A 17,451-nucleotide genomic window follows, 5' to 3' on the forward strand; every position below is an offset into this window, starting at 1 on the left:
GGGAAGATACCTTGAAAATGGTTGCAAAAGATTGGAAGAAATAACAAAATATAAAATTCCAGATGCTGACACAGTTTATACAAGATTAAGTAAGAAAAATTTTAAAGAAATTTTAGATGAATTTTGTTTAATTCAAAATAAAATTTTATCCCAGATAAAAGATACAAAAGATGGAATAGTTGTTTTCATAGATTTAAATTAAGTTGATAAAAAAATTTTTTATTTTTTTGCAAAAATCAAAATCTAACATAACATTCGGAAAATACTGAAAATACAAAAATATTTAAATTGAAATGTTTTAAACTCGATGCATGCTGTTGATGTGAAAAATCTTGTTAAAAGATATGGAAAAATAGAGGCGGTTAAAGGTGTAACATTTCATGTTGATGAAGGGGAAATATTTGGTTTAATTGGTCCTAATGGAGCTGGAAAAACAACTATAATAAGAATAATATCAACATTGCTTAAAATAACTGAAGGAAGTGTAAATGTTTTTGGATATGATATAAACAGCGATGCAAATGAAATAAGAAAATTGATAAGCTACCTGCCCGAGGAGGCGGGCGCCTACAAAAACTTAACAGGCAGAGAATATTTGAGGTTCATATCCTCATTTTTTGATGGCGATGATTTAGTTGAAAGAGGGATTGAAATAGCGAATCTTGGAAAAAGAATAGATGACAAAATTGAAACATACAGCAAGGGAATGGTGCGGCGACTGCTGGTGGCAAGGGCTCTGATGAACAAGCCAAAACTTGCAATTCTTGATGAGCCGACTGCTGGGCTTGATGTGATAAATGCTCAGGAGATAAGGAGGATAATAAAGGAAAGTGTAAGGGAGGGTGTGACTGTTCTTCTTTCATCGCATAATATGCTTGAAGTAGAATTTTTGTGCGACAGGATAGTTCTTATTGATAATGGGAGAATTGTTGAGGAAGGCGAGCCAATGAAACTGAAGGAGAAATATGACGCGAGGAATATCGAGGAAGTTTTTGTTAAGGTGATAGGATGAGTTTTTTCTCCTTGGTTAAAAAGGAAATTAAGGAATTGCTAACTCCTTCAACAATTTTGCCCATGATAATAACTGTTTTTCTTTTCGTTGCCCTCGGAAATGCTTTTGGAAATATAGCGGAAGAAGTGGAAAAAAAGCAGGATATTGGATTGATAAATTGTGACAATGGAATTTTTTCAGATATAGCAGTCCAGGAGATAGAAAAATTTGCAAATATTAAATATGAGGGAAAAGATGAGGGAGAAATTGATAAGGTGCTTAATGAATTTAAAGATAAGATAATCTGTCTTATTTTTATTCCCTCTAACTTCAGTGAGAATATAGATAGTTCAAAGCAGGCGGAAATAAAAATTTACTGGCTTGTTAAAGGACTGGGATTGGGTGATGTAATTTCATCCGCTTTCTTTGATAATGTTTTTACAACCATAAGCAATAAAATATCATCAGAAATTATTGAGAAAAATGGAATAAATTCAACAAATGTTCTATCACCTTTGGTGAAAAAGGAAATAACAATACTTAAGAATAATGAAATTGAGGGCATCTCACCCCAGATGCTTTCAAATTTTATTTACTCCCAATCAGTAACAATTCCAATAGTGATGATGATTATAGTTATGATGAGCGGAGGAATGGTTATATCTTCAATGGGGATGGAAAAGGAAAATAAAACTCTTGAAACCTTATTAACTTTACCAATTAGAAGAAGTGAAATAGTTGTGGGCAAAATAACAGGAAGTGCAGTGGTTGGATTAATGATGGCAACAATCTATATGATTGGCTTCAGTTATTATATAAATTCTTTTCAGGCTTCCTCCCATATAAAACTCGCCGATTATGGATTAAGTTTAAGTGGCTATGATTATCTTCTAATTGCATTATCTGTTTTTCTTGCATTAACATCCGCTCTTGCGATGTGTGTTGTTCTCGGGGTTTTTGCAAAAAATTATAAAAGCGCCCAAACACTTACATTGCCTTTATCAATGCTTGCTCTAATTCCAATGTTTTTGATAATGTTCAAGGACTTTGAAACAATGCCATCTCTTCTAAAAATAATTCTATTTATAATACCATTCTCCCATCCAATGATGGCTCCTCGCTTCCTGCTTTTCAACAATTATTTTATGGTGATAGCTGGCATAGCATATGTTGCAATATTTTCAATTATTTTCATGCTAATTGCTGTAAAAATTTTCAATACAGATAAGTTGATAACTGGAATAATCAGAAAATGAATTATTGGGATAAAATAGCGGGAGATTTCGATGCAAAACGCAAATTTCCATGGAAAGAATGCCTCGATTTCATAAGCAGCATCAGCGGCACATGCCTTGATCTGGGCTGTGGCGGGGGGCGCCACCTTGCGGCAATGAAGGAAAAATGTTTCGCAGTTGGGGCGGATATATCATTTTCAATGCTTGAAATAGCGAGGGAAAAGGCAGGAGATGCCTTTCTTGTGTGCTGTGATGCCAGAAATCTGCCTTTTTTAGATGAAACTTTTGATAATGCATTATTTATTGCAGCCCTGCATAATATAGAAGGGAAGGAAGAAAGGAGAAAAGCTTTAAGTGAGTTGAGGAGGATTTTGAAAAAAGAAGGAAGAGCAATTATTTCTGTCTGGGCAAAATGGCAGGATAGATTTATTTTTCATTTTATAAAAAAATTTTTTAAGAAGCAGGGGGAGCATGGGGATATTTTAGTTCCATGGAAAAAAAATGGCGAAGAAATTATGAGATTTTATCATCTTTATAGCATGATAGAATTTAAAAAGGAACTTAAAGAGAGTGGATTTAAAATAGAAAAAGCATGGAGTGTAAAAAAAGCAAGTAAATGGCTTAAGGATAACCATTTTGCAATAGTAAGAAAGGAAAATTAAGTTAAAAAGTATAAAGATTTTTATTCTAAAAATGTATATACCCCTCAATGAATATGAAAAATATAATTTATCTACTGATTGGATTTGTTATACCAGTAGTGCTTATTATATTGGGCATACTACTGGAAATAAAAAATGTATGGCTATATACGGGCTCACTTACATGGCTATCTTTTGTGCTCCTGCTTTTCATCTCATACAAATCTTAAAATATAAATATTTCTGCTCACTTTACCCTTATGAATCCAATTATAATCCTGCTGATAATTGCATTTTTTTTAATTTTAATAGCACTCTGGAAAATAATGAAGGTTGCAATAAAAATATTGCTCGTTATTTTAATAATCTTCCTTATTTTTCTTTTCATATACAAACTTCCCGAAATAATTGAAATTTTGAAAGATATTTTTTAATAGAGATTTTTTTCGTAAGTAGCTTCATTTTACCTGATGCCGTAGATAAAAGAAGTTGCTAAAGGGAATTTGAGGAAAATCTGTCAATAAACATTATCATAATAATCATTATTACAATCATGTTATTATAATCTCAATTAACCTATTCTTTTTTAGTAGATGCACACCCTTGCCCCTGAATACATTTGCAATAAGAATGCAAATTGGCGCAAACTCCACCAAATATTGAAAACAAGCCCCAGAATAATGGTTTTGTAAATATTCCTATAAATGTCGGTTCACTCACTGGCAAAAGATAAATACCCCAGGTAACCAAAAAACACCCCAATACTATACAGAAATGTCCAAAGATGACAAGCTTCTTTTTGATCATGTTGCTCCCTCCTTCTATAGTATTTGTTTATGAGCTTTTGAATATTTAAAGATTCTGGTTTAGCAAAGCGAACGAAACTCGGGCAACATCCACAGGTAAATTTGCCTCAACTAAGAATCCATCAAGGTGCAGCCATTCGATTACTAATTCTTCAACCCAAGTTTTTGGAAAAGGCATATTTTACCTCTTTTGGAGTTTGCATCATCCAGAAATTCAATTTATTATTCCTCTTTAATTTAATCTCATTTTCAATATATATTTTTCTCAAAAAATCTTAAATATTCAAAAATAATGAAAATTATGGGAAAAGGATATGGATATGGTAAGGTTATTCTTTTCAACGAGCATTTTGTTGTTTATGGTGTGCCCGCAATTGCTTCTGCCATAGATAAAAAAACAATTGCTGAAGTTAAAAGAAGTGACAGGGATGTAATACACGATGACAGGGATGCAACTCCTGGCTATAAAGAAGAAAAATTTCATCAGCAAATTGAGTCAATAAAGAGGATAAAGGAAAAAATGCGGGTTAAAGACTCTTTTGAAATAAGGCTTCATGGCGACTTAAAGGCGACAAGTGGCGTGGGGGCGAGCGCTGCAAGCTGCGTTGCAATAGCGAGAGCAATAGCTGATGAATTAAAAATGAGGCTTAGCGATGAGGAAATCAACGAAATTGCTTATGAGGGAGAAAAGGCATATCATGGAACGCCATCTGGTATAGACAATGCATGCTCGACTTTTGGAGGATTAATCTGGTTTGTTAAAGGGGGAGAAATTGAGAAAATAAAAGTCAGACCAGTTGAAATTGTTATGGGAGATACAGGAATAACAACAGATACAAAGAGGGTTGTTGAAGGAGTAAAACAGAGGAGGGAAATTTATAGAGAAAGATACGATGAAATATTTGAAGAAGCAAAGAAAATTGCATATGAAGCAAAAAAGGCATTAATTCAGGAGGACTGGAATAAGGTTGGAATGCTGATGAATAAAAATCATGAACTGCTTTGCCAGATAGAAGTTTCATGTGATGAACTTGATATGCTTGTTGAAATTGCAAGAAAAAATGGCGCGTTGGGCGCAAAAATGACTGGAAGCGGGCTGGGCGGCTACATGGTTGCCCTTACACCTGGAAACCAGGAAAAGGTAGCAAGAGCAATTGAAGCAGAAGGATTTTTTGCATTGCGCACAAGAATAGGGGTCTAAAAATTAAAGAAATAATAAATAGTTGAAATGCTTTAAAAATGTGATTGAGGAAGTTGCGGAAGATATATTGCTTGCACTCCTTGTACATAATGTAGAAAATAAAGGTGGATGGGTTGGTAAAGATTATTTAAGAATAAAGGTTAATAATGACATTGATGATGCATTATCTTTTCTTGAAAAGAATGGATTTATTGAAATTAAGGACGAAAATCATTTGAGAATAACAGAAAGTGGTATATCCTATATTTTAGATAGGGTTTAAAGAAATGCTCTGTCCATTCTGAATTATATAAACATTTTTTCCGAGCTCATATCCCATCTCATTGGCCAGTGTTGCAAATGAAGAGCATTTTGTTATATCTCCATGTGCTGGTAAAATGTTTAATGGAGAGACTATTTTTATTAAATCTCTCAAATCCTCTCTTGAGGCATGTCCCGATACATGAATATCTTTAAATATTCTCGCTTTCTTCCTTCTTATCTTATCTTCAAGAATTTGCCTGTTTGCCTGTATGGTTGGAGTGGGTATAACCTCGCATGAAAATATAACGAAATCATTTTCAGAAATTTTAAGGGGCAGTTCATCATTTACGATCTGTGTAAGCACAGCATCTTTTTCTCCAAGCCCACCAGTTACAATAAAGATATAATCACTCTTTTTTTCATTCATCTCTGCAATTTTTCTTTCCGCCCTCTTAGCATTTTCTATTATATCCGCATCATTTGAAAAATTTACAAGTTTTAGTTTCTCGGCGGATTCAATATAATCATAAAGTGATTTGCCTATAAAAACAGCTTTCCTTTTCAGAATTTTTGCTATTTCAAGCATGCTTTTTAGCCTTGCTATATGTGAAGAAAATGTTGTTAAAAAAATTCCGTGCCCTTCTGTCTCCATACCAAGAATTATATCTTTAAGCATTTCTCTTGCTATTGTTTCCGAAAATGTTTTTCTTTCCTCATCTACATTTGTTGAATCTGCGATTAAAAGTAAAACATCCTTGATTTCCTTAAGTCTTTTTATATTTGTCTTATTTCCAATTACTGGATGATTATCATTTTTATAGTCCAGAGCATAGATTATGCTCCCATAGCTCGTTTTTAAATGAACTATTGTTGACTGAGGGATTGAATGGGTCACATTTATGAATTCTACTTCAATGTTTTTTGAAATCCTGTATGTTGAATTTACATTTGTTCTTACAATTCTATTGCCAAGATTTTTTGAATGCCTTGTTATGATTTCACTTGTATATGGGGTGGTAACTATTTTGCAATCATAATTTGGCGCAAGCCATTTTACCCCGCCAACATGGTCAAGATGGGCATGCGATATTATTATTGCCTTTATTTTATCCTTTAAATCCCTTATTTTTTTATCATCTGGAATGGCTCCTTCATCAATAAGGGCTTGCGTATCCATCTTTAAACCTTTTTCTCTGAATGCAATGAACCTATCCATATAAATTCCCATATCTAAAATAACCGCTTCATCCTCAAATTCAACGCATGTCATATTCTTTCCAACTTCTTCATATCCGCCTACACCATGAACTTTTATCATTTTATTTTCCCTCAAAAACTATTACTTTTTCTTTCCCATCAAATACATTTATTTTTCTTATTTTTATTTTTTTATCTATTTCAACAATGTTAAAGGATTGAGTATATGGTGTGCGCTCGCATGAAAGTGTTCCAGCAGTAGAGATAACTATATTATTTATTTCCCACACCCACGGAACATGTTTATGCCCGTTTAAAACAATCTTCACCTGATATTCGGTTAGTAACTTAAGCACATCCCCAGCATCAACAAGAACATTTCTCTCCCTGCCAGTATCTGGAATAGGAAGTAAGTGATGATGAAGAATTATTATTGAATTCCTCCCTATATATCCCCTCATTTTTTCTATTTGCTCCCTCCCAACATGCCCCTCGTCCAAATCTGGCTGGCTGCTGTCAAGCCCTACAAACTTATATCCCCCCATTTTCTTAACAAAAAATCTGTCACCAATATATTCCTCAAATACGCCCGCTCCCTGGTGGCGTGCGTCGTGGTTGCCTGGTATCGCAAGATATTCGCAATTTATATTGTCGAGCAATCTTTTAACTCCTCTATATTCCTTTTTCAGTCCATAATCGGTTAGATCACCTGTTATAACAACAACATCCGGCTCTTCCTTATTTAATCTCTCAATCCCCTTCTTTGCCATCTTTTCTATGAACATCCAGCTCATTCCAAAATGGATATCAGATATGTGAGCTATTTTCATTTTAGCCCCAGTTTTTCTTTTGCTATTTCCTTGAGTTTGAATTTCTGTATTTTCCCGCTTGCTGTCATTGGCCATTCATTTATAAATAAAATATATTTTGGAACCTTATATCTTGCAATATTTTTCCTGCAAAATTCTTTTATCTCCTCCTCAGTTGCACTCATTCCATCTTTTAGCTGTATAAATGCTGCAACTTCCTCACCATACTCGCTATGAGGCACACCAACAACCGCCACTTCCTTTATTTTTTCATGCTTATATAAAAATTCCTCTATTTCGCGAGGATAAACATTTTCTCCACCTCTTATAATCATATCATCAACCCTTCCTAGGATATAAACATAGCCCTCATTATCAATCATCGCAAGGTCTTTTGTATGGAGCCATCCATTCCTTATTGTTTTTGCTGTTGCTTCTGGCATCTTGTAATAGCCCTTCATTACTCCATAGCCACGCGCTATAAGTTCCCCAGGTGTATTAGGTGGAAGCTCTTTATCTGTATCTGGCTCAACAACCTTCAATTCAACATGTGGCAATGGTTTCCCAACACTTCCAACCCTCTTATCAAAAGGATCATCCCTTTTTGTTTGAGTAAGAACAGGGGATGTTTCAGTCAAGCCATAGCATATTGTAATTTCCTTTGCATGCATTTCCTCCATCACCCTCTTCATAAGCTCCGATGGGCAGGGGGCGCCCGCCATTATACCAGTTCTCAGTGAAGATGTATCATATTTTTCAAAATCTGGATGGTTCAATTCTCTTACAAACATTGTTGGCACACCCTGTAATGCTGTGCATTTTTCCTTATCCACTGATTTTAAAACTTTTTCTGCATCAAAAAACTCTATGGGAACCATTGTTGCACCATGAACAACACAGTTGAGGGTTGAGATAACGCAACCAAAACAGTGGAAAAATGGAACAGGTATGCATAACCTGTCTTTATTGCTCAAATCAAGGTTTTTACCAACCCAGTAAGCATTATTAACTATATTGTAGTGTGTAAGCATAACTCCTTTTGGAAAACCTGTTGTGCCAGATGTATATTGCATATTTACAACATCATGCGGATTAACAATCTTTTCTCTTTGCTTTAACTCTTCCTCGCCCACTTCTTTACTCATGCTCAAAATATCTTCAAAATTCAGCAAACCATCATAACTTTCTTTTCCCATAAATATTGCTTTTTCAAAAAGAGGAAAATTGCTTGATTTTTCTCCCTTTCTAATTTCTGGCATTATTGTATAAAGTGTATCAACATAACTCACATCTTTAAATTTATCAATCAAAAATAGATATTTGCTGTCAGACTGGCGAAGAAGATATTCAAGCTCTCTTGCCTTATAGTAAATATTTACTGTTACTAAAACTGCCCCAATTTTTGCTGTTGCAAATTGCAAAATTACCCATTCCGGCACATTTGTTGCCCAAACAGCAACATGATCCTGGTTTTTAACCCCAAGAGCAATTAAGCCACGGGCGACCTTATCAACAATTTCCTTGAATTCCTTATATGTGTATCTTGGTCCATCCAAATATACAAGAGCATCAGCATTTGGATATTTTTTTGCAGTTTCATCTAAAACTTGACCAAGTGTTTTTTCTATCATGGAAATGAATATGTTTTAAATTCATAAACTTTTTTGAAGGAAAAATGAAAATAAACCTCATGATATTTTTTCAATAATTTCATTTAAAACTTCTTCAGCTGGTATAGAAGTAGTATCTATTACAATATCATATATTGATTTGTCATTTAAATCTATTCCATAAAATTTTTTATATCTTCTTGCTTCACTTTCCTCCCTTTCCTTTGTCTCCTTTCTTTTTTCAGCAATTTCCCCTCCTTCCCTTTCAACAATTCTTCTTATCCTTTCATTTTCATCACAATCAAGCCATATCTTTATCGCAGGTATTTTTTTAAGATGCGCAATCCATCCAGAAAGGCGCCCCTCAACCACAGCATTACCTTTCCTTATTATTTCCTCCTGCTTTTTATCTATTCCAACATCAATCTCTGGATGCGCCTCGCTATATTTTTCAAAATCAAGAAGGGGCATACTTTTTCTATCTGCAATATCCCTGTATATCTCACCCACATTTATATAAGTCATTCCAGTTTTTTCAGCCAGCATTTTGGCTACGGTGGTTGTGCCCGCTCCCGGTAACCCGCCAATGGTTATGCTTCTTTTAGCCATTTTAATCTCAGCAAATATTGAACAAATTGAGTAAATGGAACTGAAAAGAGCATATAAAGCAAAATCCAGTTAGGAAAAATAAATGATGATTTGAAAAGGCTTACATGAATTTGCCAGGGTGTGTCGAAATAATAGTGGTTTGCTGAATAGAGAAAGTTCCATATCCATGAAAATATTGGAACGAAGAGTATTATTGTTATTGGCATAATTTTAAACTGTTGGGATGTTATACTGCTCTGCTCAACCATTATTTCTTTTTGCATATTCTGCAATTTTTTTATCATATATTTGTTCTGGCTCTTTAATGCTTCCCTATATTTTTTCTGAAATTCGCTTACTTTTTCCTGCATTTTAGCCATTTCAACCCAGTCTGTTGTAAGATGTCTTAAAACAGCAGAAATTATAATAACAAGCGAACCCGCCATGAAAACTGTTAGTAATGGATAATTTCCATTGAAGCCAACAATGGGGTATAGAATATAATTTACTGCGCTTGCAATAGCATCTCTTATAACAGGGTCAAAAATTATTAAAAAGGCAATCATCAAAAGGAAGAAGAAGAGAAAGGATGATTGTTGCCTATTAGCCATTAAAACACCTTCATTATTTCTTCAGCACATTCCTTTACTTTTCCTTCCATATTTTTTACTATTTTTACATTCGCATTTACAAGAGTTGCATATGCAATCGCAGCCATTCTATTTATATTCTGATGTGTTTCAATTTCCTCAAAACTTTCTGCATCTCTTTCTCTTATATTTTTATCCTTATTCCTTCTTTTCTCAATTTCTTTTGCATCCGCCTCTATTAAAATGATAAAATCTGGCTTTATTATTGAAATTATCTCATATGGTAAACCTGGCAGGTAACCATTTTTTGTTTTTATTGTGCAATGAGTATCAATTATAACATTCTCTTTTTTAGAAATTATTTTAGCAGCTTCTTTCTGCAGTTTTCTTTGCTCCTCAATTGGCAACTTCCTTATTTCATCTCTATCCTTTACAAGATTTTTCTCCTTAGCAATGCTGAACATTACATCTCCATAATTTATTATTTCTATTCCCCTGATTTCATTAAGCACCGTTGTTTTTCCTGCCCCAGGTATTCCAGCAACCACTACTTTCATTCCTCCACTCCCAGGAATTTCCTCAATACAGGATGCATTTCCATTGCCTGCTCTCTCGCTATATCCTCATACAGCCTTATAACAATGCCAACAGTAAGCAAAACACCAGTTCCAGAGGTATTTCCAACAGTTCCAATCATATCAGCAAATATTGCAAGCAATCCAACAAGGAGAGAACTCAAAACTGTTAGAGCGGGTATATATCTTTCAAGAACTTTCTTAAGCACTCTTGGATCCCGCCTGAAGCCAGGAATCTGCATGCCCGAGCTTTCTATTTGGCGGGCAACTGCTTCCGGCCCCATATTTGTTGTTTCTATCCAGAATTTTCCGAAGAAAACACATCCTAAAAGAAAAACTGCTGAAAATATTATGAGGCGCAATATCATCTGCCATGCTTCATGACCCTGCAGGTAAGCTGCATATCTTCTATCTATCAATGGTAAAAACCATGAATATAGACCATTTGGGGCAGTTAAATACCATATTCCTCCCGCCACTGGATGAGTTGAACCAGCTTCATATTGCCCTATCCACCATGCCCCTCCTATAAATGGTATATTGCTCCTCCATAAAAGCATTCCAAACATGTTTATATTTGCAAACAATGCAGACATGAGAATTACTGGAATATTTGATGCATACATAAGGCGGAGAGGATAGCGCCCTCTTGCTCCTCTTACACTTTCATGAGCTAATGGCAGTTCAACACTTGATGATTCAGCATATACAACAAAAACGAATATTATGGCGGTGCCAATCAATGCTATTAATGGATTTGGAGGAGATATAAATATCTGCTCAAAACCTCCCCCAACAAGCTCACTCAAAGACATTTTGCTTGTGAGATAAATTGTTTTTGGAATTGTCCCAGCGGGCGGATTGGACACACTTAAAGCTTCTTTCGCATTTGCGGGCAGCCAGCTGAATAGGCCAGTTACTATGGCCGTGGAGACGCCAGCCGCAATGAAAAGTGAAACACCAGAGCCAATACCCCATTTTGAAATAAGCTCATCCATCCAGAAAACAATCATTGCCCCGACAAACAACTGCAGAATTATTATACCTCTCGCCCCAAAAGCACCGACTTTATTAATGAGAGATGTGCTTGGAGATAAATAACCAAATACCTGTGGAATTGCTTCAACAAATATCATTATTACAATTAAAACCTTCTGAAAGCCCTGATAAAATGCTCTATCATCTTCATCTTCGAGATTTAAATTTATTATTTTTGCACCGACAAAAAGTTGGAGTATAATTGATGCTGTAACAATTGGTCCTATCCCAAGATGAACAATGCTTCCACTTTCTCCAGCTATTACAAATCTAAAACCAGCAAACAAATCAGTGCTTTCGGGAGCAAGACCATATATCATTGTCTGGGACAGGATATAATAAAGGATTAAGCAGATTAATGTCCATAGCAATTTCGTTCTGAATGGAACATGTCCCTTTGGTTTTTTAATTGCAGGCCATCTGTCAACGAGCGGCTTGAATACATATAATCTGCTTTTCTCAGCCATTTTATCCCATTATAACTTCTCCACCGGCTTCTTCTATTTTCTTGATTGCTTTCTCGCTTGCCTTCTCAACTATTACCCTAATCGGCTTACTTATATGACCCGCACCAAGCAATTTATTAATGCCCATCTCCTTTAAATTTATTTCTTCCTTATCAATTTTTTCAAGGTCACCAACATTTATTGTATTTATCTCTCTTTTTAAACCATGTCTTACAAAACCTTTTCTCCCCCACCCAAGTTTAACTCCTTTATGTTTTCCAGCCCTTCCAACTCCTCCTCTCGATCCTTTGCCTCTGTGCTTTTTCTTTCCTCCATAGCCATGCGTATGGGAGCCACGCATTTTCTTGGTTACTCTTCTCATATCATCCTCCTTATAAGCTCATTTATTGCATTTCCTCTATAACCAGACGAACCACCCTGAGAGTAACTTTTTTTAATGCTTTCATAACCCTTTCTTGGCGGATGCAATCTTATACATGGATTAACTATATTTTTTAATTTTTCCCCGCTTTTTAATTTTTCTATTGCAAGATTAACATCTGTCTTACATCTTTTTTCAAGAAGCAACTTCAGTGTTTCCTCGTCAATCTCTCCCCATGTTACATAATCCTTAACTTTCTGAAGCATTCCCCTATAGCTTGGATTATCATTTATTATTGTGCAACTGTTTGTGCGATGCAGATTAAGCATCTTTAAAGTATCTCTTACCTCCTTGCTTGCCCCTATCGTGCTTTTTATTCTGATAACCGCAATCATTTTGAACCCACCATTCCAGATACAATATTCAACTTCTTCTTTTTATCTTCATTTATCTTGTAAACAGTTGTATTTCGCAAAGCATCAAAAACCGCTTTTCCATAATTTATTGTCGTCTTGGTATGCCCCTTTGCAATTCCCCACGCATCCTGCACTCCCGCCAGCCTCAAAACAATCTTGGCAACATTCCCAACAGCCAGCCCCACGCCGCGAGGAGCAGGCTTCAGCAAAACCCTCACAGAACCAGACTTACCCTCTACCGCAAAAGGCAATGTATGGGGCATGCCACAGCCACATTCCCATGAACCACAACCCCTATTTATCTCTATTATATTCAATTTTGCATTATCAACAGCTTTCCTTATTGCCATTCCAACCTCCCTGTCCTTTGCCTGCCCCAATCCAACAAACCCGTCTTTATTTCCAACAGCAACTGTAACCCTGAATTTTGTTCTTCTGCCAGAATCAGTCATTCTCTGAACCATATTTACTTCAATTACTTCATCCTCTATTTCAGGCAACAGAAGATCAACAATTTCTACCTCTCTTAAAGGTAATCCACTTTTCAATGCTTTGCTCATTGATGCTATTTCCCCGCTTGCAACGAGCTTACCCAATTTTGTTTTTGGCGTCCATCCATCAGGCATGTTCTTCCTCTATTTTTTTCTTTATTTCCTTTACGGTTTCAATCATTTTTTCATCTATATGGCTACCATAAATCCTTTCCTCACTCGGAAGTATTTCTTCACTATGAGGAATTTCAACTCCAGCATCCAAAAGCCCTTTCAAAGCTGAAAATAAATTCCCTCCTCTGGAAGGATACTGCAAGCCGATGTCAAGCACACCTTCACTTATACCCTTCTCTATTGCCCTCCTGCCCGCCATAATGCCTGTAAGGTATGCCGCGGGTGCGTTAGAGAAGCTATGATTCCATCCATATTTCTTAAGTTCGCTTCCTAAAGCAGAGACAACTATTCTGTCACCCTTTTCATCATACAATGCAAACTGTATCCTTATATTTTTATTTGACTTTCTCACTATTATCCTTGGCTTTTCGGATCTAATTAAAGCAAATCTTTTTCTGTAATTTGTTTTTCCTTCTCTTTTCCTCCTGAATATAGCCTTCATATCATTCCACCTTTATTCCTTCCATCTGAAGATGCAATTTTAGATGAGCCTTATTCTTGAATTGCCCCCCTTTCGCCCTTCTATAATAAAGACGATATGTTTTTTCATTTATTATACCTTTGTCCCTAAGCTCCCTTAAATAAGCTCTTATCGGTCTTATTGTTTTTATCCACCTATTCTTCGATGGGAGGCGAGCGCCCGCCTTACCCTTCCTCGAGCCGTGCCCCTTTCTCCTTCCCTTTTTCTTTTGCATGGCTCTCTTCCTTGCTCTCCCGCGTGAAATGCCTTTTTTCTCTTCTTTTTTTATCAGCCCCATGTTTATGAGGTTTTCTATATCCCTTCTTGTAACTGCTTTTTTAATCTCCTCAATTTTTTCAGGGTTCATCCATACCCTGTTTTCGCCGCATTTTAGCAAATCCGCAGCTATCCTTCTTTGATATCTTAAATTCATCTTAGCACCCTGTTAAGAACCCTTACTCCAAGCTCGTCTGCTCTTGCAATTATTTCCTGCCTCTTCCTTTTTCCAACAGTATGAGCTATCCTTATTGCCTCCTTTTCAGCATCTATACCCTCCATATCCTTCAAGCTATAAACAAGCCTTTCTTTAAAGCCAGATGGATGCAAGCCTTTAACTTTTTTTGGAGATGAATAACCAACTCTTGGCAACGGCGAACGATAGTGATAATGCTTTTTCTGTTTTGATTGCACACCTTTTGGACGGCGCCAAACATCCTTCAGCCTTTTTACCTGCCATAACTGCTGACGGATGAAATTTGGTTTGTTTTTTCTTTTTTCCATTAAAGCTTTTGTTTCATCATCAATCGATGCTTTTTTCTTTCTTGGCTTCTTAACTATTTCTGTCTCTTCCATATTATCCCTTCTTAACTATGTAAATTCCATCCTGAAAAACCCTTATATCCTTATCCTTTACTCTTGTCGCCGATTCAATATTTGCGGCTGTTTGTCCTACTTCTTCAATGTTTATACCTTCAAGCGTGATCTCATCGCCCTTAACACTAACTTTTACATTTCCAAATATTTTTGTTTTTCTTGGAAATTTTTCCCCGAGAAAATTTTCTATAATTACTTCATTACCTTTGACACTAACTTTTATAGGGAAGTGAGAATAAACAATTTTCATTTTATAGGTAAATCCTTCAGTAACTCCCTTAATCATGTTCCTTATATGTGCTTCATAACTACCAATTATTGCTCTTTCTTTAACTTTCGCTTCCTCACATGTTAGGTGTATTTTATTATCCTTCTTTTCTATAGAAATTTTTGGATGGAAAAATACTCTTTCAATTTTGCCTTTTGCGCCTTCCACAATTACCTTTCCATCCTTTACATCAACACTAACGCTGTCGGGAATATCTATTTCTTTTTTAATGCTCTGAGCCATTTTGCCACCTAATAAACATAAGCAATCAACTTTCCTCCTATGCCCTTATTTTTTGCTTCATAATGAGATATTATTCCCTCGCTTGTACTCACAACAATAACTCCAAATCCTTCCGCTGGCAAATATCTTGCCTCCCATTTTTCAAACTCATCCTTACCGACTGAATATCTTGGTTTTATAACATTGCAATCATTTATATTGCCCTTTGTCTTTACCCTAAAAATTCCTCCCTTTCCATCATTGATCCATTCAAAGGACTCAATATAATCATTTTCCTGCAATACTTTAAGAACCCTTCCAATCATTTTTGATGCAGGTTTTATCATACACTCTCTTTTTCCAACTCTTTCTGCATTTTTTATTGTAGTTAATGCATCTGCAAGCGTATCGTTCAGCATTTACCCGATATATACCTATGCTTATTAAATCTTTCGATGCAAACAATATGCCCAGAATATGAAAATTAAAGAATCTCAATCATTAAAATTACTTATCCTATTGAAACTCTTTTTATTTCTTTTTCTTTCACCCAGCAAAGGCAATATCAAGAATTTGAAAATTTAAAAAATAAGAAATGCTACACCAATTAATAGAATTAGTTAGAAAAAAATATCTTTTGCTGGGACAAGAAAAAGATAGAAATTATGATTGCCATCATTCTTTACTATGCAGGATAATGAAGCATGGCAGATGGTATCATAAATTTGCCTAATTATTTACTAATTCAGAAAAATACAGGCGTTGTATGGCAATAGATGCAATAAGATTTGTCAATAGCTTCTTGGTTTATTGCAAGAATAAGCCACTAATTATGATAGAGCTCCATGTATAAATGGGCATTAAAAAACATCCTCAAAGCAAGATGTTTAACTGCATTTTAGCCATTTACAATCCAGAGGTGAGAATTTTTTGAAAGTGCCCAGCAACAGGTCTGGAAATATTTTTAAATACCTCTAATTATATATATTTGGAATGAAACATATTCCTCGGTGGAAAAAAGCAGAGTTTGAAGAAATAGAATATGAAACAAAGAGCATAAAAGAAATTCTCAAAGAGATGAAAAATATATGCGAGCTTATAGTTGATTTAGCATATTCAGCAATTCTTTTTGATAATCGAGAAATAGCTGATGAGGTTCGCTACCTTGAGGTAAAGATGGACAAGCTGAATTATCAGATAAGAATTATGGCAATGATGGCGTCCCGTACAAAGGAAGATGCGGAAAAAATGGCGGGCATACTGCAGATCGCAGAAGCAGCCGAGAGCATAGCAAATGCGGCTGGTGACATGGTGAAAATTTTATCATATAGACTGACACATCCTATTCTTCCAACGCTTGTAAAAGAATCTTCGGAGATGATAAGGGTAATAAAAGTAGGTGAAAATTCTTCAGCTAAAGGCAAAAGCATAAAGGATTTGAAAATATCTTCTGAGACCGGGGTAAGAATTATAGCCATAAGGAGGGGCAATTCCTGGATTTATGGTCCAAAAGGAGAGGAAAAATTATGTGAGGGAGACATGTTAATATGCATTGGTCCAGATGAGGGATTAAAAAATCTGAGTAAATTGCTGAAAGGTGAAATAGAGGTGCTCTGATGAGTGAAAATGAAGCGAAGGATATATTGCTTGAAATGAAAAATAAAGCTGAGTTAATGGTTGACCTTGCATATTCATCGGTGATATACGATAACATTGAACTGGCTGAAGAAGTTTATGAACTAGAAGATATGGTCGATGAACTCAATGACAAACTTCAAAAACTTGTGATAAGGGACGCAATAGCACGCGAACTTGAAGAAAATGAGGCGCTCGCAATAATTCAACTTGCCTACTGCGCGGAGGCGATAGCGGATGCAGCCCGCGAAATAGCGGATGTGGAGCTGCGTGACATAGAACTTCACCCTATAATAAGAGAGAGTGTGCTTGAATCTGACGAGGTGCTCGTAAAAGTTAAGGTTTTATCTTCGGTGCTATGCGATAAAAAACTAGGAGAAATTGACCTTGCATCCAATACAGGAATGTGGGTTATAGCGATAAAGAGAAATGGAGAATGGATTTATAATGTTGACAAAAACACAGTTATAAAGGAAGGAGATATAATTTTTGCAAGAGGAGCAAGAGAAGGAGTTGAACATTTCATTTCGATTGCGGAAGGAAGGGAAAAAAATATTTAA

At 35.7% G+C, this 17,451-nt stretch carries 25 protein-coding genes; 10 read left to right on the plus strand and 15 right to left on the minus strand.

What is annotated here, in order from left to right; translation table 11 throughout:
• The 8 genes from H5T45_03315 to H5T45_03350 all read left to right on the plus strand — a co-directional run.
• A partial coding sequence (locus H5T45_03315) for a hypothetical protein (GenBank protein MBC7128744.1) occupies window positions 1–202 on the plus strand: 202 nt, incomplete at its 5' end.
• Window positions 203–307: 105 nt separating this feature from the next.
• Entirely contained in the window at window positions 308–1,012 is a 705-nt protein-coding gene (locus H5T45_03320) for an ABC transporter ATP-binding protein (GenBank protein ID MBC7128745.1), read from the plus strand.
• On the plus strand, window positions 1,009–2,247 hold the full coding sequence (locus tag H5T45_03325) for an ABC transporter permease (GenBank protein ID MBC7128746.1): 1,239 nt from the start codon (window positions 1,009–1,011) through the stop codon (window positions 2,245–2,247). Before H5T45_03320 ends, H5T45_03325 begins: the two co-directional genes overlap by 4 nt.
• A complete protein-coding gene (locus tag H5T45_03330; GenBank protein ID MBC7128747.1) occupies window positions 2,244–2,888 on the plus strand; it encodes a class I SAM-dependent methyltransferase in 645 nt (214 codons plus the stop codon). Before H5T45_03325 ends, H5T45_03330 begins: the two co-directional genes overlap by 4 nt.
• A gap of 47 nt (window positions 2,889–2,935) precedes the next feature.
• Window positions 2,936–3,097 carry a hypothetical protein gene (locus tag H5T45_03335; protein MBC7128748.1) on the plus strand — a complete coding sequence of 54 codons (162 nt, stop codon included), beginning with the start codon at window positions 2,936–2,938 and terminating at the stop codon, window positions 3,095–3,097.
• Between the two features lie 39 nt (window positions 3,098–3,136).
• Window positions 3,137–3,301, plus strand: coding sequence for a DUF3985 domain-containing protein (locus tag H5T45_03340; protein MBC7128749.1), 165 nt, complete (start codon window positions 3,137–3,139; stop codon window positions 3,299–3,301).
• 673 nt (window positions 3,302–3,974) lie between these two features.
• Complete coding sequence (mvk, locus tag H5T45_03345) at window positions 3,975–4,874, plus strand: mevalonate kinase (protein MBC7128750.1); 900 nt, start codon at window positions 3,975–3,977, stop codon at window positions 4,872–4,874.
• Window positions 4,875–4,914: 40 nt separating this feature from the next.
• Entirely contained in the window at window positions 4,915–5,136 is a 222-nt protein-coding gene (locus H5T45_03350) for a hypothetical protein (protein ID MBC7128751.1), read from the plus strand.
• On the opposite strand, the gene H5T45_03355 is transcribed toward H5T45_03350, so the two are convergent.
• The 15 genes from H5T45_03355 to H5T45_03425 all read right to left on the minus strand — a co-directional run bounded on the left by H5T45_03355 (window position 5,122) and on the right by H5T45_03425 (window position 15,675).
• Window positions 5,122–6,435: an MBL fold metallo-hydrolase gene (locus H5T45_03355; protein MBC7128752.1), complete on the minus strand. Its 1,314-nt coding sequence runs from the start codon at window positions 6,433–6,435 to the stop codon at window positions 5,122–5,124. The two genes, H5T45_03350 and H5T45_03355, sit on opposite strands and share 15 nt — an antisense overlap.
• Before the next feature lies 1 nt (window position 6,436).
• The gene (locus tag H5T45_03360) at window positions 6,437–7,144 is read right to left on the minus strand and encodes a metallophosphoesterase (GenBank protein MBC7128753.1); all 708 of its coding nucleotides are present in this window, start codon (window positions 7,142–7,144) and stop codon (window positions 6,437–6,439) included.
• Window positions 7,141–8,754 carry an AMP-binding protein gene (locus H5T45_03365; GenBank protein MBC7128754.1) on the minus strand — a complete coding sequence of 538 codons (1,614 nt, stop codon included), beginning with the start codon at window positions 8,752–8,754 and terminating at the stop codon, window positions 7,141–7,143. Before H5T45_03365 ends, H5T45_03360 begins: the two co-directional genes overlap by 4 nt.
• Before the next feature lie 57 nt (window positions 8,755–8,811).
• The gene (locus H5T45_03370; protein ID MBC7128755.1) at window positions 8,812–9,342 is read right to left on the minus strand and encodes an AAA family ATPase; all 531 of its coding nucleotides are present in this window, start codon (window positions 9,340–9,342) and stop codon (window positions 8,812–8,814) included.
• Window positions 9,324–9,932, minus strand: a complete 609-nt coding sequence (locus H5T45_03375; GenBank protein ID MBC7128756.1) for a DUF106 domain-containing protein — start codon at window positions 9,930–9,932, stop codon at window positions 9,324–9,326. The genes H5T45_03370 and H5T45_03375 overlap by 19 nt, the downstream gene beginning before the upstream one ends.
• Window positions 9,932–10,468: an adenylate kinase gene (locus tag H5T45_03380; GenBank protein MBC7128757.1), complete on the minus strand. Its 537-nt coding sequence runs from the start codon at window positions 10,466–10,468 to the stop codon at window positions 9,932–9,934. The genes H5T45_03375 and H5T45_03380 overlap by 1 nt, the downstream gene beginning before the upstream one ends.
• Entirely contained in the window at window positions 10,465–11,991 is a 1,527-nt protein-coding gene (gene secY, locus H5T45_03385) for a preprotein translocase subunit SecY (GenBank protein MBC7128758.1), read from the minus strand. Before secY ends, H5T45_03380 begins: the two co-directional genes overlap by 4 nt.
• A 1-nt stretch (window position 11,992) precedes the next feature.
• Window positions 11,993–12,352: an uL15 family ribosomal protein gene (locus H5T45_03390; GenBank protein ID MBC7128759.1), complete on the minus strand. Its 360-nt coding sequence runs from the start codon at window positions 12,350–12,352 to the stop codon at window positions 11,993–11,995.
• Complete coding sequence (locus H5T45_03395; protein MBC7128760.1) at window positions 12,349–12,747, minus strand: uL30 family ribosomal protein; 399 nt, start codon at window positions 12,745–12,747, stop codon at window positions 12,349–12,351. Before H5T45_03395 ends, H5T45_03390 begins: the two co-directional genes overlap by 4 nt.
• A complete protein-coding gene (locus H5T45_03400) occupies window positions 12,744–13,394 on the minus strand; it encodes a 30S ribosomal protein S5 (GenBank protein ID MBC7128761.1) in 651 nt (216 codons plus the stop codon). The genes H5T45_03395 and H5T45_03400 overlap by 4 nt, the downstream gene beginning before the upstream one ends.
• Window positions 13,387–13,875: a 50S ribosomal protein L18 gene (locus H5T45_03405; protein ID MBC7128762.1), complete on the minus strand. Its 489-nt coding sequence runs from the start codon at window positions 13,873–13,875 to the stop codon at window positions 13,387–13,389. Before H5T45_03405 ends, H5T45_03400 begins: the two co-directional genes overlap by 8 nt.
• Before the next feature lies 1 nt (window position 13,876).
• Window positions 13,877–14,326 (minus strand): 50S ribosomal protein L19e, encoded by a 450-nt coding sequence (locus tag H5T45_03410; GenBank protein ID MBC7128763.1) that lies wholly within the window; start codon window positions 14,324–14,326, stop codon window positions 13,877–13,879.
• A complete protein-coding gene (locus H5T45_03415) occupies window positions 14,323–14,673 on the minus strand; it encodes a 50S ribosomal protein L32e (protein MBC7128764.1) in 351 nt (116 codons plus the stop codon). The genes H5T45_03410 and H5T45_03415 overlap by 4 nt, the downstream gene beginning before the upstream one ends.
• A gap of 73 nt (window positions 14,674–14,746) precedes the next feature.
• Window positions 14,747–15,277: a 50S ribosomal protein L6 gene (locus H5T45_03420; GenBank protein MBC7128765.1), complete on the minus strand. Its 531-nt coding sequence runs from the start codon at window positions 15,275–15,277 to the stop codon at window positions 14,747–14,749.
• An 8-nt stretch (window positions 15,278–15,285) separates the two neighbouring features.
• Complete coding sequence (locus H5T45_03425; protein MBC7128766.1) at window positions 15,286–15,675, minus strand: 30S ribosomal protein S8; 390 nt, start codon at window positions 15,673–15,675, stop codon at window positions 15,286–15,288.
• Window positions 15,676–16,249: 574 nt separating this feature from the next.
• On the opposite strand from H5T45_03425, the gene H5T45_03430 reads away from it, so the two are divergent.
• Window positions 16,250–16,873 (plus strand): potassium transporter TrkA, encoded by a 624-nt coding sequence (locus tag H5T45_03430; protein MBC7128767.1) that lies wholly within the window; start codon window positions 16,250–16,252, stop codon window positions 16,871–16,873.
• 23 nt (window positions 16,874–16,896) lie between these two features.
• Window positions 16,897–17,451, plus strand: a complete 555-nt coding sequence (locus H5T45_03435) for a PhoU family transcriptional regulator (protein ID MBC7128768.1) — start codon at window positions 16,897–16,899, stop codon at window positions 17,449–17,451.

It is taken from the genome of Thermoplasmatales archaeon, assembly GCA_014361245.1.
In the GTDB taxonomy this organism is placed as follows: domain Archaea; phylum Thermoplasmatota; class E2; order UBA202; family JdFR-43; genus JACIWB01.

What these genes read in the sequence shown, in the direction of transcription:
- H5T45_03320 (MBC7128745.1), top strand. Translation starts at nt 308, where the DNA reads ATGCATGCTGTTGATGTGAAAAATCTTGTTAAAAGATATGGAAAAATA.
- H5T45_03325 (MBC7128746.1), top strand. Translation starts at nt 1,009, where the DNA reads ATGAGTTTTTTCTCCTTGGTTAAAAAGGAAATTAAGGAATTGCTAACT.
- H5T45_03330 (MBC7128747.1), top strand. Translation starts at nt 2,244, where the DNA reads ATGAATTATTGGGATAAAATAGCGGGAGATTTCGATGCAAAACGCAAA.
- H5T45_03335 (MBC7128748.1), top strand. Translation starts at nt 2,936, where the DNA reads ATGAATATGAAAAATATAATTTATCTACTGATTGGATTTGTTATACCA.
- mvk (MBC7128750.1), top strand. Translation starts at nt 3,975, where the DNA reads ATGGGAAAAGGATATGGATATGGTAAGGTTATTCTTTTCAACGAGCAT.
- H5T45_03355 (MBC7128752.1), bottom strand. Translation starts at nt 6,435, where the DNA reads ATGATAAAAGTTCATGGTGTAGGCGGATATGAAGAAGTTGGAAAGAAT.
- H5T45_03360 (MBC7128753.1), bottom strand. Translation starts at nt 7,144, where the DNA reads ATGAAAATAGCTCACATATCTGATATCCATTTTGGAATGAGCTGGATG.
- H5T45_03365 (MBC7128754.1), bottom strand. Translation starts at nt 8,754, where the DNA reads ATGATAGAAAAAACACTTGGTCAAGTTTTAGATGAAACTGCAAAAAAA.
- H5T45_03370 (MBC7128755.1), bottom strand. Translation starts at nt 9,342, where the DNA reads ATGGCTAAAAGAAGCATAACCATTGGCGGGTTACCGGGAGCGGGCACA.
- H5T45_03375 (MBC7128756.1), bottom strand. Translation starts at nt 9,932, where the DNA reads ATGGCTAATAGGCAACAATCATCCTTTCTCTTCTTCTTCCTTTTGATG.
- H5T45_03380 (MBC7128757.1), bottom strand. Translation starts at nt 10,468, where the DNA reads ATGAAAGTAGTGGTTGCTGGAATACCTGGGGCAGGAAAAACAACGGTG.
- secY (MBC7128758.1), bottom strand. Translation starts at nt 11,991, where the DNA reads ATGGCTGAGAAAAGCAGATTATATGTATTCAAGCCGCTCGTTGACAGA.
- H5T45_03390 (MBC7128759.1), bottom strand. Translation starts at nt 12,352, where the DNA reads ATGAGAAGAGTAACCAAGAAAATGCGTGGCTCCCATACGCATGGCTAT.
- H5T45_03395 (MBC7128760.1), bottom strand. Translation starts at nt 12,747, where the DNA reads ATGATTGCGGTTATCAGAATAAAAAGCACGATAGGGGCAAGCAAGGAG.
- H5T45_03400 (MBC7128761.1), bottom strand. Translation starts at nt 13,394, where the DNA reads ATGCCTGATGGATGGACGCCAAAAACAAAATTGGGTAAGCTCGTTGCA.
- H5T45_03405 (MBC7128762.1), bottom strand. Translation starts at nt 13,875, where the DNA reads ATGAAGGCTATATTCAGGAGGAAAAGAGAAGGAAAAACAAATTACAGA.
- H5T45_03410 (MBC7128763.1), bottom strand. Translation starts at nt 14,326, where the DNA reads ATGAATTTAAGATATCAAAGAAGGATAGCTGCGGATTTGCTAAAATGC.
- H5T45_03415 (MBC7128764.1), bottom strand. Translation starts at nt 14,673, where the DNA reads ATGGAAAAAAGAAAAAACAAACCAAATTTCATCCGTCAGCAGTTATGG.
- H5T45_03420 (MBC7128765.1), bottom strand. Translation starts at nt 15,277, where the DNA reads ATGGCTCAGAGCATTAAAAAAGAAATAGATATTCCCGACAGCGTTAGT.
- H5T45_03425 (MBC7128766.1), bottom strand. Translation starts at nt 15,675, where the DNA reads ATGCTGAACGATACGCTTGCAGATGCATTAACTACAATAAAAAATGCA.
- H5T45_03430 (MBC7128767.1), top strand. Translation starts at nt 16,250, where the DNA reads ATGAAACATATTCCTCGGTGGAAAAAAGCAGAGTTTGAAGAAATAGAA.